General features: G+C 29.8%; 13 protein-coding genes and 1 tRNA gene. 5 read left to right on the plus strand and 9 right to left on the minus strand.

From position 1 onward, the window contains the following. Window positions 1–81 precede the first annotated feature (81 nt). From mfd to purR, 9 genes are all read right to left on the minus strand, one after another. The gene (gene mfd / locus FNZ64_RS03730; protein WP_142413514.1) at window positions 82–3,600 is read right to left on the minus strand and encodes a transcription-repair coupling factor; all 3,519 of its coding nucleotides are present in this window, start codon (window positions 3,598–3,600) and stop codon (window positions 82–84) included. A gap of 36 nt (window positions 3,601–3,636) precedes the next feature. Then, window positions 3,637–4,200 carry an aminoacyl-tRNA hydrolase gene (gene pth / locus FNZ64_RS03735; protein ID WP_142413515.1) on the minus strand — a complete coding sequence of 188 codons (564 nt, stop codon included), beginning with the start codon at window positions 4,198–4,200 and terminating at the stop codon, window positions 3,637–3,639. Between the two features lie 202 nt (window positions 4,201–4,402). Continuing rightward, window positions 4,403–5,557: a S1C family serine protease gene (locus FNZ64_RS03740; RefSeq protein ID WP_142413516.1), complete on the minus strand. Its 1,155-nt coding sequence runs from the start codon at window positions 5,555–5,557 to the stop codon at window positions 4,403–4,405. A gap of 24 nt (window positions 5,558–5,581) precedes the next feature. Continuing rightward, window positions 5,582–7,003 (minus strand): HAMP domain-containing sensor histidine kinase, encoded by a 1,422-nt coding sequence (locus tag FNZ64_RS03745; protein WP_142413517.1) that lies wholly within the window; start codon window positions 7,001–7,003, stop codon window positions 5,582–5,584. After that, on the minus strand, window positions 7,004–7,690 hold the full coding sequence (locus FNZ64_RS03750; RefSeq protein ID WP_142413518.1) for a response regulator transcription factor: 687 nt from the start codon (window positions 7,688–7,690) through the stop codon (window positions 7,004–7,006). It abuts the gene before it with no gap. 168 nt (window positions 7,691–7,858) lie between these two features. Then, window positions 7,859–8,818 (minus strand): ribose-phosphate pyrophosphokinase, encoded by a 960-nt coding sequence (locus FNZ64_RS03755; RefSeq protein WP_142413519.1) that lies wholly within the window; start codon window positions 8,816–8,818, stop codon window positions 7,859–7,861. An 18-nt stretch (window positions 8,819–8,836) separates the two neighbouring features. Then, window positions 8,837–10,207, minus strand: coding sequence for a bifunctional UDP-N-acetylglucosamine diphosphorylase/glucosamine-1-phosphate N-acetyltransferase GlmU (glmU, locus tag FNZ64_RS03760; RefSeq protein ID WP_142413520.1), 1,371 nt, complete (start codon window positions 10,205–10,207; stop codon window positions 8,837–8,839). A 153-nt stretch (window positions 10,208–10,360) separates the two neighbouring features. Next, window positions 10,361–10,678, minus strand: coding sequence for a septation regulator SpoVG (gene spoVG / locus FNZ64_RS03765; protein ID WP_142413521.1), 318 nt, complete (start codon window positions 10,676–10,678; stop codon window positions 10,361–10,363). A gap of 125 nt (window positions 10,679–10,803) precedes the next feature. Beyond that, window positions 10,804–11,619, minus strand: a complete 816-nt coding sequence (gene purR / locus FNZ64_RS03770; protein ID WP_142413522.1) for a pur operon repressor — start codon at window positions 11,617–11,619, stop codon at window positions 10,804–10,806. 456 nt (window positions 11,620–12,075) lie between these two features. Between purR and murC the strand changes: the two genes are divergently transcribed. From murC to FNZ64_RS03795, 5 genes are all read left to right on the plus strand, one after another. Continuing rightward, the gene (gene murC / locus FNZ64_RS03775; RefSeq protein ID WP_142413523.1) at window positions 12,076–13,449 is read left to right on the plus strand and encodes a UDP-N-acetylmuramate--L-alanine ligase; all 1,374 of its coding nucleotides are present in this window, start codon (window positions 12,076–12,078) and stop codon (window positions 13,447–13,449) included. Between the two features lie 93 nt (window positions 13,450–13,542). Beyond that, window positions 13,543–13,851 (plus strand): hypothetical protein, encoded by a 309-nt coding sequence (locus tag FNZ64_RS03780; RefSeq protein ID WP_142413524.1) that lies wholly within the window; start codon window positions 13,543–13,545, stop codon window positions 13,849–13,851. Window positions 13,852–13,902: 51 nt separating this feature from the next. Next, window positions 13,903–13,978: transfer RNA gene (locus FNZ64_RS03785), tRNA-Pro, on the plus strand. Window positions 13,979–14,198: 220 nt separating this feature from the next. Further along, entirely contained in the window at window positions 14,199–15,545 is a 1,347-nt protein-coding gene (locus tag FNZ64_RS03790; protein WP_142413525.1) for a [Fe-Fe] hydrogenase large subunit C-terminal domain-containing protein, read from the plus strand. A gap of 309 nt (window positions 15,546–15,854) precedes the next feature. Then, entirely contained in the window at window positions 15,855–16,382 is a 528-nt protein-coding gene (locus FNZ64_RS03795; RefSeq protein ID WP_243129181.1) for a phosphatase PAP2 family protein, read from the plus strand. Window positions 16,383–16,385 lie beyond the last annotated feature (3 nt).

Raw genomic sequence — 16,385 nt, forward strand, 5'->3', positions numbered from 1 at the left:
TCCCCCGATTCAAATTTAATTTTGTTATTTTATCATAATAATAACCTAATTGTACAAAGCTTATTTTATCATATATAGTAATTATTTTGAACTTATAGTTTCAAAGTCTTTCAAAATTTTAATTAAATTGTCTACTACCTCCTCTTTCTTAGTATTCTTTAGACTATAAGCTAATACAGGTTCATCACCCATTTTAATTATAAGCTGTCGTTTATAATCTGATAGAACCTTCTTAATAACATCTTTAGAAAGTTTATCTTTATTTAAAAACTTCATATTTATCATATCTTTAACTTCTTTAATTTCAATTATACCCATATTTCTTGCTATGCTTTTTAAATAAGCAATATTAATAAGATTAATTACTGGAAGAGGGATATCTGAAAATCTATCTTCAATTTCTTCTTGAATATCCATAAGTTCTTCAGTAGATGATATAGCTGCAATCTTTTTATATACTTCGATTTTATTGGTTTCATCTTTAATATATGAACTAGGAATATATGCATCAACCTTAATTTCAATAGTTGTGTCTATATCTTCTTTTGCTACTTCTCCCTTTATTTTGGATATAGTATCTTCAAGCATTCTACAGTATAGATCATATCCTACAGAAGCCATATGTCCATGTTGTGAAGAGCCCATCATATTTCCAGCTCCTCTAATTTCAAGATCCCTCATAGCAATTTTAAATCCTGATCCAAGTTCCGTAAATTCCTTTATAGCTTTAAGCCTTTTTTCTGCAACTTCAGTTAAAACTTTATCTTTTTTATAAGTAAAATATGCATATGCTATTCTACTAGAACGCCCCACTCTACCTCTTAATTGATATAGTTGAGATAGTCCCATTTTATCTGAATCGTAAATTATCATAGTATTGGCGTTTTGTATATCTATTCCTGTCTCTATAATGGTAGTACAAAGAAGAATATCATATTTGCGTTCCATAAAATCTATCATAATATTCTCAAGTTCTCTCTCTGCCATTTGTCCATGAGCTATACAAATTCTCGCCTCTGGGATAAGTTTACTTAAATATGCACTCATATCCATTATAGTTTCTACTCTATTATACACAAAAAATACTTGGCCATCACGACTTATCTCTCTTAGTATGGCGTCTCTTATTAGTTGATCATTAAATTCTACAACATAAGTTTGAATTGGATATCTCTCTTCCGGTGGTGTTTCTATAACACTTATATCCCTAACCCCTGTTAAAGACATATGTAGAGTTCTTGGAATAGGGGTTGCAGATAAGGTTAGAACATCTATGTTCTTTTTTAAATCTTTTACCTTTTCCTTATGTTTTACCCCAAATCTTTGTTCTTCATCTACAATTAAAAGTCCTAAGTCCTTAAACATAACGTCCTTTTGAAGAATTCTATGAGTACCAATTATAATATCTAGATTTCCCTCTTTTAAGGCTTGAAGTGCTTTCTTTTGTTCTGCAGGTGTTCTAAACCTACAAACCATGTCTATTTTAACAGGAAAATCCTTAAATCTGCTTATAAAATTATTGTAATGCTGTTTTGCTAAAATAGTAGTAGGAACTAATACAGCAACTTGTTTACCATCCATAATAGCTTTGAAAGCTGCTCTTAAAGCAACCTCAGTTTTTCCATACCCAACATCTCCACAAAGCAATCTGTCCATTGGTTTATTAGTTTCCATATCCTTTTTAATATCCTCAATAGCAGTTAATTGATCTGGAGTTTCTTGAAAAGGAAACTCCTCTTCAAATTGTTTCTGCCAAACTGTATCCTTTGAATATTGGTACCCTTTCAATATACTCCTAGCAGCATAAAGTTTCATTAAATCTTCTGCTATATCCTCAATAGATTTTTTAACTTTTCTCTTTGCCTTAACCCATTCTGTACTGCTTAGCTTTGTTATTTTTGGTGATTTTCCCTCTGAACCTATATACTTTTGCACAAGGTCTAATTGATCTACCGGAACATATAATATATCATTTCCACCATACATAACTTGAAGATAGTCTTTTTTATGTCCACCTACTTCTAATTGCTTTATTCCTTTATAAACACCTATTCCATGATTTACATGAACCACATAGTCACCTAGTTTTAGCTCAGTAAAACTCTTTATCTTTGCAACCCCTTTTTTATTAACCTTGTGCCTAATTTTTCTTTTAGATTCTCCAAAGACTCCTTTATCTGAAATTACACACAATCTTAAATCTGGATAATCATAGCTTTTCAATTGGCTTCCATGAGTCACTACAACTTCCCCGTATTGAATTTCTTCTACTACATCTTTATATACACCTTCAACACCTCTGTCCCTTAAAGTGTCTATAAGTCTATTTCCTCTACTTTTAGTTCCTGATAGGATTAAGACCTTATATCCTCTTTCTTTCTTTTCTTTAATATCATCTATTAATAAATCAAGTTGTCCATGATAATCATTTAATGTAATTTGAGTAAAAGATATTATAAATTTAGGTGAAAAACTCTTCAAAGTCTTTGCAATAGAGCTCATGGTTACCAGTTCTTTACTCTCCATTATCTCTAGTAACATTTCTTTGGTCATGACTAGTTCGCCTTGCCTAGGCAAGATATTTCCTCTACTTAAAAAGTTTTCATAGTTTTCGTTGAACTCAGTATACACACTGTCAATTTTCCCTGAGCATCTTTGTGGATCATCCATTATAATAAATGAATCTTTAAGATAATCAAAAAAAGTAGAAGTATCCTTATAAAAATAGGGAAGGTAGCTATCTATAGTTTCGAAGCCCCACCTCTCTTTTAAGGATTCTAAATTTGATTTTATAATATTATTTATTCTTTCAGTTTCTTCACTTTTCTTTTTTTTCTTAAAATTACATACAACATTATTTAAATCAGCTTTAATAGCTTCATATCCTTCTTCTAAGTTTTCCTTGTAGAGAATAATCTCTTTTGCAGGAAAAACTTCTATGGAGTAACATTTATCCACACTTCTTTGAGTATCTGCACTAAAGGTTCTTATGGAATCTATTTCATCGTCAAAAAGTTCAATTCTATAAGGCATATCCGTAACTGGTGGAAAAATATCTATAATTCCTCCCCTAATTGAGAATTGTCCTTTATTTTCTACAGTTAAAGTTCTTTCATAACCACATTGAACCAATTTTTCACTTAAAACTTTTGTGTCTATTATGTCACCTACAGAAAACTTGTATATATTTTCTTTGAATAGCTCTACAGGTGTATATACTGATGCTAAGGCATCTACACAAGTTATTAAAACGTTTTTCTTATCTTTTAAGATTTCTCTTATTACCTTAAGCCTTTCCCACCTTAAATCTCCAGATATAGTATCTATATTATAAAACACTAGTTCCTTAGTGGGTAAATAATATAAGTTTGGTATATATAAATTTAAATCTTCGTATAAGTTTCTTGCCTCTACATCACTATATGTTACTATTAATATAGACTTTTTAATTTTTTCATATATCCCACTTACTAAATAAGCCTTTGCCGACTCTGATATTCCATAAATTCCTAGGGGATAATTTTTTTTCTTTATCCCTTCCTCTATTTCAAGGAATTTATCATTTTCTAGTAGTGGATTCATCAACCCTTGTAATCGCATATATTAACACCTCTTAAATTAAATACTAAGTCATTGTTATCCATTAAAACCATTATACTTATTCATGGCTTCTTCAACACCTTCACTAATAATTGTTTCAACTATGCTAGGACATATATCTAAAACCTTCTCTACCTGCTCTCTCCCCTCTTTTGAAAATTTTCCCAATACATGAGATATCAAATCTCCTTTTGGAGCTCCTACCCCTATACGTATCCTTGGAAAATCTTCTGTCCCAAGTTTTTTTATAATATCTTTTATACCATTATGCCCTCCAGCACTGCCTTTAGGTCTTACCCTTAATTTTCCTTCTTGTAGACTTATATCATCATATATTACTATAATGTTTTTTGATGGTATATTATAATACTCTGAAGCTAGAATCACACTATCTCCACTTAAATTCATATATGTAGATGGTTTTAAAAGAATAACTTTTTCTTTTCCTATTCTTACCTCTCCATAAGTTCCTTTAAATTTTACCCTATCTACATTAACTTTATACTTTTCTGATAAAATATCCATAGCATCGAATCCAGCATTATGTCTTGTTTTATCATATTCTTTTCCTATATTTCCAAGTCCCACTACTAAATACATAATATCCTCCAATTTTTTCACTATAATTAATTTATCTTTTACTTTAGACTTTATTAGAGATTTTTCTCTAATGAAATTCTTAATGCAGTAAAGTCGTAATAAGGTGACTTTTATATCAACATCTATCTCTAATACAACTGCACATAAAAATTAATTAGCATGCATATGCATGCTAATTAATTATTTTAAATTATTTTTCTTATTACTTCAACCTATATGAGCTTATATCATTATAAATAATTTTACCATTACGCCAAATTTTTAAAACTAATTTTTCTCCTTCTTCATGATTTATTAAGATATCACTTAATTCATCTAAGTCTTTAATTTGCTTTTCATTTATACCTATAATTATATCTGTTGGACGAATTTTGGCAACCTCTCCCAAACTACCTTTTGCAACTTTTTGTATATATAATCCTTTCACCCCATAATCCACTGTTGGTATTGCACTTTTCCCTGATATCCCTATATTCTTTAACACTTGGTTTTCTGCACTTAAAACTTCATCAACTATTTCTTGAACCTCATATATGTGAAGCCCACTATAAGTGATCTCAGAAAAAATTTTGTTTTTAGAGGAAAAATTAATACCTACTAAATTACCATTTTCATTGTAAATAAATATATTACTATCTATATCCTCTTCCTTTAATATATTAGTTTTTATTAAGTTTATGAGGTCCTTTTCTTTAACTCTTAAATTACTACTATTAAAAACCTTTTTATTTATATCCTCAATATTACCTAAAAATATTTCACTAGTTTTAACTTCATTGTTACTTTCTACAATAATAACTTTATCACCTGTAGATATATTTACCTCATTCTCAAACTTCATAGGTTTTATATCTTTTTTTTCAACTTTTATAATAGCAATTTTACTTAAGGGATCTTCTCCTAAAAACTTACCACTACACTCTTTTTTATCATTAAATTTAACCTTTATATCTTTTTTAAAGTCAAGTTCTTTCCCATTGGCTACTATATAGCCTTGATCTCCAAATACAGCACCTACACTCTCCGTTTCACCATTCTTTACCACAACTACATTCTTTTCTATATTTTTCAATGTATCCTTTTGTAAGACCTCTTTATCCTTTATAACTTCCTTCTCCTTAAGTCCTACCCCTGATTTTTGTTTTGATACATTTAATCTTGAACTTCTAGACTCATTATTAGTATAAAGGATTATAAGAAATCCTGATAACACAGTAATAGCAATAATAAACGTAGTTTTTATAATATTTTTAACTACTTTCTTTTTATTCTTTTTAAAGTATATATTTTTCATTTGATTACTTATTTTTTGTTTCTGTCTTTTCTTTTTAGTAATAAGCCTGGTTTTTCTTTTCACCTTATCACTTCCTGTTTTAAATCTTTAACTTTTTTTAGCTTTATCTAAAGTAAAAGTAAAACGAACTCCATTTTCTACATTTTCAGCCCATATTTCTTGATTTAATTGTGATAAAATCTCTCTTACAATTGAAAGTCCTAGTCCTGTGCTCATTTTAGAAGTTCTGGAACTATCTATTTTATAAAATCTTTCCCATAACTTGTTTAGAACCTCTTCTGGGATAGGGTCACTTTCATTATATATAGAGATTACAGCTTTTCTTGACTTTGTCTTGGTATATATTTTTATTTCTGATTCGTAATTAGAATATTTAATGGCATTATCAAGTAAATTTGTGATTACTTGAACTAATCTATCCTTATCTCCAACGGTTATTAACTTGTCGTTTTCAAAAGAAACTTCTACCTTTAGATTTTTTTTCTTTATTTTTCCTTCAAATTTTAATACAGTAACCCTTATAATTTCGTTTATATCTATATCATCAATAATAAGCTTAAACTTACCATCTTGTAAGGCAGATAAATCTAGAAGTTCATTGACTAATCTAGTTAATCTTTGAATTTCTTCATAAGCTAATTTTAAATAATATTTTTCTTTTTCCTTAGGTATAATTCCATCTATTATTCCCCCTATAAATCCTTTTATAGATGTAATAGGCGAACGTATCTCATGAGATACATTTGATATAAATTGTCTTCTATTATCTTCTACTTTTTCTAAAAAGTCAGCCATATAATTAAAGGAGTTTGCAAGTTCCCCTATCTCATCATCGGTTTTTGTAGTTACTCTCTTTTCTACTTCACCCTTTGATATCTTCCTTGCTACATCATTTATTTCTCCTAATGGTTTTACAATTATTCTCTGAGAAAATCTATATATTATTATGCATGAAATTATTATAGCTAAAATAGCCGATACCCATATTATGCCATATACCTTGTTTAATGGGTCTGTAATTTGACTCATAGCAGTATTCATTATAATAGCCCCCATAAATTCTTGTTTACTTGTAAATATGGGTATTTCAATGCTATGTACTAAACTTGTGTATACATTGCCATAAGTTCCTTTTCTTTCTACAATATTTTTTTGTTTTAATTTCTGTATATCTTCTATAAAAAGTTGATTACCTATTAATTTTTTATGATTATAATTAGATACTGAATATACATAACCCCAACTATCAGCTACCCAAATATCAGCCTTTAAATAGTCACCCATAAACTCTAAAGTTCCTTCCATATGTTCTGGGGTAATTTCATTTCTAACATATTTCAACGCCATCTGGCTTATAATAACAGACTGCCCCTCTAGTTGTTCTCTTCTTTGTTGAAAATAATAACTCTCAAACCAAAAAGAAAGAAAGGCAGCAAGTATTACAAAGCTTAAGGAAATTATTAAAGTATAGGTTGCTAACATTTTAGTAAATAGACTCCTTTTTTTCATCTATTTAACCTCAAATTTATATCCAACACCCCAAACTGTTTCGATCTGCCAACTTTCAGCTCCTTGAAGTTTCTCCCTAAGTCTCTTTACATGCACATCTACAGTTCTAGAATCTCCTGGATAATCATAACCCCAAACTTCACATAATAATTGTTCCCTTGTAAAAACTTTATTTTTATTTAAAGCCAAGAAATATAAAAGCTCAAATTCTTTTGGTGGCATTTTTATTTCTTCTCCTCTATATGTAACATTATAGGAGTTTATATCTACAACTAAATTTTCAAAACTTAAAACTTCTTTATTAATACTCTCCACATTATATCTTCTTAAAACTGCTTTAACTCTTGCAATAAGTTCTTTAGGTTCAAAAGGTTTTACTATATAGTCATCTGCACCAAGTTCTAAACCTAGAACCTTATCAAAAGTTTCCCCTTTAGCTGTTAAAAGAATAACTGGTGTTTCAGACTCTTTCCTAATAGCTTTTAAAACATCTATTCCATCTACATAAGGTAACATTATATCAAGAACCATTAAATCTGGTTTATAAGTATTAAATTTTTCTATAGCGTCTCTTCCATTATAAACCACTTCTGTTTCATACCCTGAGCTTTCTAAATACATCTTTATTACTTCGCATATATTCTCATCATCATCTACTATTAGTATTCTCGCAATTGATCCTTCCACCTTAAAATCCTCCTCAATAAGATTATAATATTAATCTATCATATTTTATTCTATTATCCTTAGTTTTTCTGAAAATGTTACAAATTATTTACCTATAAAGCTACTATGTAAATTTATATTTTAAAAAAGACATGCTGTTATACACAACATGTCTTTTAAATAAAAATATTAGTCTTCGAATAATTTACTTACTGATACGTCATCATGAATTCTTTTTATAGCTTCTGCAAAAATAGGAGCTACTGGTAATATTTTAAACTTACTTAATTTCTTTTCTTCTGCTAAATCTATACTATGTAACATAACAACTTCTTTTAAAACTGACTTCTCTAATCTTTCTATTGCAGGACCTGATAAAACTCCATGGCTACAACAAGCATATACTTCTTTAGCCCCTTTTTCTTTTAATGCAGCAGCACCATTAGTTATAGTTCCAGCTGTATCAATCATATCATCAATCATTATACAAACCTTATCTTTAACGTCTCCTATTATATTCATAACTTCTGATACGTTAGCTCTAGGTCTTCTCTTATCAATTATAGCTATTGGTGCATGTAATCTATCTGCAAAAATTCTAGATCTAGCAACACTTCCTAAGTCTGGTGAAACAACAACAATGTCATCTCTATCTTTGTATCCTTTTTCAACAAAATAGTTTGCAAGGATTGGACAGCCCATTAAATTGTCTACTGGAATATTGAAATATCCTTGTATTTGAGCCGCATGTAAATCCATAGTTAAAACTCTATCTGCTCCTGCTGCTGTTATAATATCAGCTACTAATTTTGCAGTGATTGGATCTCTTGCCTTAGCCTTTCTATCTTGTCTTGCATACCCATAGTATGGTATTACTGCTGTAATTCTACCTGCAGACGCTCTTTTAAATGCATCAATCATTATTAATAGTTCCATTAGGTTATGATTTACTGGTGCATTTGTAGATTGTACTACAAATACGTCAGTTCCCCTAACTGTTTCATTGATATTAACAGAAATTTCCCCATCACTAAATGTTGATACCTCTGCATGCCCTAAAGAGATGCCAAGTCTATCAGCAATATCTTCTGATAATCTTCTGTTGGCATTACCTGAAAAAATCTTAATGTTTTTGCCATTAAATTCCATGTGTAGACCTCCTAAAAATTATTTCTTAAGCCCCTTTTTCTCTACCCAGTTTTCAATATTAGTCTGTCTAGCTCTTGCAATTGCCAAAGCTCCCTTAGGAACTTCTTTGGTAATTGTTGAACCAGCAGCCACATATGAATTACTTTTAACTTCAACAGGTGATATCAAATTGGTGTTACATCCTATAAAAACATCATCCCCTATTATAGTTTTGTGTTTTTCTTTTCCATCGTAATTGACAACTACTGTTCCACAGCCAAAGTTGCAACCTGTGCCTACTTCAGCATCGCCTATGTATGTTAGATGTGATACCTTAGTGTTATCACCAATTGTTGACTTTTTAATCTCTACAAAATCTCCTATTCTAGCATTTTTACCAATGTTACTATTTGGTCTTATATATGCAAAAGGACCTACTGTAGTATTTTTCCCAATTTCACTATCCAATATAACTGAATTTTGAATAATAACCCCACTATCTATAATGCTATTTTCTATTCTTGAATTAGGATAAAGTGTACATCCTTCTTTTATTATAGTACTACCTTCTATAACATTTCCAGGGTATACTATGGTATCGATCCCTATTTTTACCTCACAACCTATATATGTATTTTCAGGATCAATTATAGTAACGCCATTTTCCATATGCCTCTTATTTATTCTTCTTCTCATTATAATTTCTGCATTTGAAAGTTCAACCCTAGAATTTACGGCTGTTATTTCCTCTACAGGAACTGCAAAAGCCCCAACCTTAAGCCCTTGTTCTTTTAATATTTCTATTACATCTGTTAGGTAATATTCATTTTGTGCATTGTTATTATTTAACTTAGATAAATTCTCTAATAAAACTTCTATATCAAAGCAATACATTCCTGAGTTTATTTCCTTAACCTTAACCTGTTCTTCATTACAATCTTTAAATTCTACAATCTTTTCTACTTCACCTTGTGAATTTCTAATAATCCTACCGTACTTTGCTGGATCTTCTAAAATAGAGGTGATAATGGTAGCCTTGTATTTTCCAGCTTCATGAAATTTAAAAAGTTTTTCTACCATTTCTTTTGTGATAAGTGGACCATCACCAACAAATATAGCTACTGTGCCCTTCTTATTTTGCAGAAATTCTCTTGCACACATTACCGCATGCCCTGTTCCTAATTGTTCCTCTTGAAATGAATAGGTTACTCTTCTAAGTTGAGTCCCGGCCTTAACTTTCTCAGCCTCTTTACCAATAACTAAACTTATATGTTCTACTCCAGCTAATTTTATAGTATCTATAACATGATTAACCATTTCTTTTCCACAAACTTTATGTAAGACCTTAGGTAAATTAGATTTCATCCTTGTTCCTGCACCTGCTGCTAATACAATAGCACAATTACACAAATTGAACACCTCATTTATACATTTTTTTAATATAAAAATCCCTTTATATTATATTTTATAAAACATATATTTTCAACCTAATAAAGCCACTTTTACAAAATTAATTGATTTAAATAAAAAAAATAAAAAGGAGTCTTTAAACCCCTTTTAAATTTATTCTTCATTCTGCGAACATTCAGAACTACATTCACAATCAGTTTCCTCTGTTCCAACTTGGTTTTTAACCTTTTCATATTCAGATAATATAGCATCTTGAATCTTTTGTCTTGTATCGGTATTTATTGGATGAGTTATATCTTTAAACTCTCCATTAGGTGTTTTCCTGCTTGGCATAGCTATAAAAAGGCCATTTTTTCCCTCTATAACCTTAATATCATGTACAACAAATTCTCCATCGAAGGTCACTGATACAATAGCCTTCATCTTACTATCAGCAGAAATTTTTCTAATTCTAACATCTGTGATTTGCATAGGTCCACCTCCAAAACAGTTACTTTATATAATTATTCTCTATAAACTACATTTTTCCTTCTTAATTGTTTAAAAAATTCTAAATATTTTTCAACTTTTAACATTAGAAGTTTAAAAATAGTATTCTATAGTTTTTCAGAAGGGATTAAAATTGCCTTAGAATCTTCACCTATACCCTTAAATTGAATCAAAGACACATAATCTTTAATTAACTTTTCTTCTGTATGCATATCTTCTATTAAAAATCCCATACCTAAAAGATCACATTCAAATTCCTTAAGAAGGTTTACTATTCCGATAGCAGTTCCTCCACCCTTCATAAAGTCATCTATAAAAATACACTTATTCCCTTTACCTATAGCTTTTCTTGATAACGTCATGGTTTGAATTCTTTTAGTAGAACCAGATACATAATTAATACTAACAGTAGTTCCTTCTGTAACTTTAGTATCATGTCTTACTATTACAAGTTTAACCCCTAGACATTTAGCTACTTCATAGGCAAGTGGAATTCCCTTAGTTTCTACAGTTATTACACAATCTACTTCTAAATTATTAAACTTACAAGCTAAAATAGAACCTGCTTTAGTTATGATTCTAGGGTCATAAAGTAAATCCGTCATATAAATAAAGTTTCCTGGAATTACCCTGTCCTCATCCATTAAAATATTACAGAGTTCCTCTATAAAATCATTCTTATCTTTGTTATTTATATCTGGTATATATTTTATTCCTCCTGATGCACCAGCAACAGTTTCTATCCTTCCCATAGATAATTTGCTTAGAGATTCTCTAACTATAACCACATCTTCACTTATAGTAGATTTAGCAGCATTTAAAGAACTGGTAAAAGTATTTAAATTTATTATTCTATTGGGATTTTCAACTAAAACTTTTGTAATTGCAGCAACCCTTTGATTTCTAGTAAATTTATTTTCCATATACATCACCTTTAATTTTTCAACGAATTATTTCTCGTAATATTATAAAATCATTCATGTTTTATCTTATATTTTACATCATTTAAAGTTTTTTAACCATAAAATAACTTAAGTTTTAATTATTTTTTTCATATTGCATATTTTTTGTGTTGATTTTCATGACATTTGTATATAATTATAGTGTAATAATTTAATTTTAAAATTAATATATATATTAATTTATTCATTTTAAGGTATTATTATATACATGAGCAAATTGCAATTTCTGGTAATTAGTGGTGTATAATTAAGAGAAGCTTTCTTATATAGGTGCTTAAATTTTAAGGGGCTGATGAGGGTGTTTCTAGCTTATAATCTTGCATTGTATCTTATGCAAAGACTTAAACTTTAAGCTGAAATTCAATGTTGTTTATTGTAAAATATATAGGAAACTTAAAAATATTAGGGAGTGATAATGTGTCTTTAGATTTTATAAATGATAAAAATAAAAAAATACACTTTATAGGTATTGGTGGAATAAGTATGAGCGGCCTTGCAGAAATCATGCTTAAAAATGGTTTCAAAGTTTCTGGTTCTGATAGAAAGCAAAGTCATATAACAAGTAAATTAGAACATCTAGGTGCCTTAATATATGCAGAACATAAAAGCGAAAATGTAGAGGGTAAAGATATTGTAGTGTATACAGCAGCAATTGCCTCTGATAATCCAGAATTACTAAAGGCTAAGGAACTTGGTCTTACAATGTATGATAGGGCAGAATTCTTAGGGAAAATAATGCAGGGTCATAAGTACAACATAGCTGTTTCAGGAACTCATGGTAAAACTACAACAACTTCTATGATGTCTCATATAGCTTTAAGTGCAGAAGTAGACCCTACAATTCTAGTTGGTGGTGAACTAGATGCTATAGGGGGAAATATTCTAGTTGGAGAAAGTGACTACCTTATAACTGAAGCCTGTGAATATAAGGAATCTTTTCTTAAATTCTATCCATATATAGGTATAATATTAAACGTAGATGCTGATCATTTAGATTATTACAGAGATATAAATCATATTAAAGATGCATTTGCAAAATTCATAAAAATTATTCCGAAAGATGGATACTTAGTAGCCAATGCAGATGATGCTAACCTTATGAGCATCATAGACAGCGCAGATTGTAATTTAGTATCTTTTGGTATAAAAAATGGAGATATAAGAGCAAAGGATATTGCTTTTTATGATGATGGAACCACCTCTTACACCGTATGTAAAAATGGAGAGGATTTGTTCTCAGTAAAATTAAGTGTTCCTGGTGAACATAATATTTTAAATTCCTTATCTACTATTGCAGCAGCCTTGAGTTTAGACATCTCTTATGATGCTATAAAAGATGGTCTATATAATTATAAAGGAACTCATAGAAGGTTTGAAGTTAAAGGTGTTAAAGATGGAGTAACTGTAATAGATGATTATGCTCATCATCCTACAGAAATTTTATCTGCAATAAAAACCGCTTTAAGATATCCTCATAATAAAATTTACTGTCTATTCCAGCCACATACTTATACTAGAACTTATAATTTATTTAAAGAGTTCTCTGATTGTTTTAATGGTGTAGATTCTCTTTTAATAGCTGACATATATGCTGCAAGAGAAAAAGATACGGGACTTGTTAATTCTAAAGACTTAGCAAAAAAAATAGCAGAAAAGGGAGTAAATGCAGCTTATATTCCTGATTTTGATAAAATGGTAACTTTCCTAAAGGAAAATTGTAAAGAAGGGGATCTAATCTTAACAGTAGGCGCTGGTGATATTAATACAGTTGGAGAGTTGTATTTAAAATAGTTTTATCAAAATTTCTTATTAATATAATAAAAGCCACCCTTTTGGGAAAAATATAAATAATTATTTATATTAATTTTGAATGGTGGTGTTCTAATGAGAAACTTTTTTATTTCAGCAACCCTAGACTTAATATTAATTTTAATCTCATATTTTATATTTAGAGCCATAATAAGCGGTCCTAATAGACATAAAATATATGAAAAGCTTATGAGTTCCTTTGCTAAATTCATAATCTTCTTATTTGTAGTAACTGTGGCCATCACGTCCATTACAGCTATAATCCTTTACAAAACACGTTACATCGAGTATATAAATGTAGTGACTCCTGCCTTAGTGTCTATATTTGTAGGGTTTGTTGTATCTACAGTTCCTACTCGTGGATATGAAGAGAAGAAAAGTTAATTCCTCTAGTTGACAAGCTGCAATTGATTTAGTATAATTGTACTTGTCTTTCGGGGTGTGGCGCAGATGGGAGCGCGCGTGGTTTGGGACCATGAGGTCGCAGGTTCAATCCCTGTCACCCCGACCATAAAAGAATCACATTTATTTGTGGTTCTTTTTATTTTTTCCAATTTTACCCATAACTATCTTCTCTAATACTCTCATCTTCTTTAACCTATTAGGAAAGACCTACTATGTCTCTGTATAAGCATTTCCCCTAAATCTAAACCTCTGTTTCATAATAAAATGATTAAATACACCATATTTAGAACATAATTATAATATTATAATATATGTGAGGTACTAATATGCAAAAAAATCATGATGAATTATTTAAATCCTTAATTAACTCATTTAATAAGGGAACTTTAAAGAAAGATATATCTAATATGTTAAAAGGAACTGACTCCAATAAAGAGGAATTAGCAGGTTTAATTTCTTCTCTTTGTGGAGTTAAAATAAATTATTCAGATACTTTTATAGATGATATAAAAAAAGCTATTTCTAATTATAATTCTAAAGAAAAATTAGTTTTTAAAATAAAGGATTGTTCCATGTCTTGTGCTGATAAGACCGGCAAAACTGCCTGTGAAAAAAGCTGTCCCTTCGATGCTATATTACTTAACAAAGAAGGGACTTCAACTTATATAGATCCATTTAAATGCACAGATTGTGGCTTTTGTGTAGATGCCTGTATAGATGGTAACATTGTGGACAGAGTTCAATTTCTCCCTCTATTTAATCTTTTAAAATCGGATAAACCAGTAATCGCAACTGTTGCCCCTGCAATATGTGGTCAATTTGGAGAAGAAGTCACTATGAATCAATTAAGATCAGCCTTTAAAAAACTTGGCTTTTTAGATATGGTTGAAGTTGCTTTTTTTGCAGATATGTTAACCTTAAAAGAAGCCTTTGAATTTAACGAACATGTTAAGTCAAAAGATGATTTGATGATAACTTCTTGTTGTTGCCCAATGTGGGTGGGTATGCTAAAAAGAGTTTATGCTGATTTAGTTAAACACGTATCTCCTTCTATATCTCCTATGATAGCTTCAGGAAGAATTATTAAAAAGTTAAATCCTGAATGTAAGGTAGTGTTTATAGGCCCTTGCATAGCTAAAAAAGCTGAAGCAAAGGAAAAAGATTTGTTAGGTGATATTGATTTTGTTCTTACCTTCGAGGAATTAAAAGAAATCTTTGAAGCTTTAAATATTTTTCCTTCTAAATTGCCTGAGGATTTTACTTCTGAATACGCTTCTAAGGGTGGAAGACTTTATGCAAGAACAGGTGGAGTTTCAATTGCAATATCTGATGCTATAAAAAGGCTTTTTCCTGAAAAACACGAGCTATTAGTTGCAATCCAAGGCAATGGAGTTAGAGAATGTAAAGACATATTATCTAAAGCTCAAGAAGGTAATTTAAAGGCTAATTTTATAGAAGGTATGGGATGTGTTGGTGGATGTATTGGTGGCCCTAAGTCTTTAATTGAAAAGGAAAATGGTAAGGAGAATGTAACTAGATACGCCGAAAACTCCCATGTAACAGTTGCTATAGATAATGAATATATGAAAGAAATTCTTAAACAATTAGGCATAGAGAAAACTGAAGACTTCTATGATAAGAATAAAACCAGTATTTTTCACAGAGACTTTTAGTTTTCAACCTATGACTATTTGCTCCAATACTCTATCCCCTTAAAAGCCGATGAAAAGATAGCTACATTCTAGATAAAAACTTCTAGCTTTAGTAGGAGTAAAACTCCCTCTCAAGGCTAGAACTTTCTTTGTTTAAGTAACTCTCTCTTCTCAAGGAACTCTCTTTATTATATAATGAAAAAAATGCTTAATATATTATGATTAAATTTTACTAAAAGTTAATTACAATATATCTTGTATTTAAAACTATTATGTTAAAATATAATAGTAAGATTTTTTAAAAGAAGGTTTTTGAAAGGAGGAGTGCTTTTGAATTCCATATTAAACTCATTAAAGAAGAGAGATGAACGTGTACTTAGGTTTTTTAATGATTATATTAAATGTAATGAATTAGATTTTTTAATGCCAAAAATAACTTACTTAGGCTCAATTCCTTTTTCATATATATTTTGCGCTGCATTACTATGTATCCCTAATAAAACTACTAGAAACATAGGTTTAAAATGTAGTATTTCTCTTGTTATATCTAGCATTGTAGCTATAATAATAAAAAAGACCATAAATAGAGAAAGACCTTTTTTGATATTAAAAAACTTAAACATAAAAAAAATTCACATAGATGCATATTCCTTTCCTTCTGGACATACTACTATGGCCTTTTCCATAGGAATCATGCTATCTCTATGCCTTCCACATTTAGATTATATTTTTATTTTATTATCTTTAGCTGTGGGTATTTCAAGAATGTATATTGGAGTACATTATCCTACTGATGTTATAATGGGAATGATCATAGGAACTCTTTGTTCTTATGCCACATACTATTTTATACTATGACTC

Source organism: Hathewaya massiliensis, from assembly GCF_902143515.1.
GTDB classification, from domain to species: Bacteria; Bacillota; Clostridia; order Clostridiales; family Clostridiaceae; genus Hathewaya; species Hathewaya massiliensis.